Genomic DNA, 290 nt, shown 5'->3' with positions numbered 1-290 from the left:
GTGGAGTGTTGAGGCTGCCTTTAGTCCGGTTTTTAAATATTAAAAATATATATTAAAATGATGATACAATAATGGAGATAATTGAAATGAAAAAGGTTTTTGCTGTTTCAGTGGTGGCCACAGCCTGTGTATTTGCAGCAAATGCAGGTGCTGAGGAAGGTAAAAGCGGTTTTTATCTGACCGGTAAAGCCGGTACCTCTGTGGTGTCACTTTCAGACCAGCATTTCCTGTCAGGAGATGAGGAAGAAACGTCAAAGTATAAAGGCGGCGATGACCATGATACGGTATTC

Annotated in this window: 1 pseudogene; it reads left to right on the top strand. The window is 41.0% G+C overall.

Features of this window, described 5'->3' with window-relative positions:
* Positions 1-71 precede the first annotated feature (71 nt).
* Positions 72-290: pseudogene (locus LZP73_RS20335) on the top strand (porin family protein); the annotation flags it as partial.

The sequence above is a fragment of the Shewanella sp. AS16 genome (genome assembly GCF_021412365.1).
Classification (GTDB): domain Bacteria; phylum Pseudomonadota; class Gammaproteobacteria; order Enterobacterales; family Shewanellaceae; genus Shewanella; species Shewanella salipaludis.
Note: the sequence above shows the minus strand (reverse complement) of the source record. Positions and strands in the feature narration are given on the sequence as shown.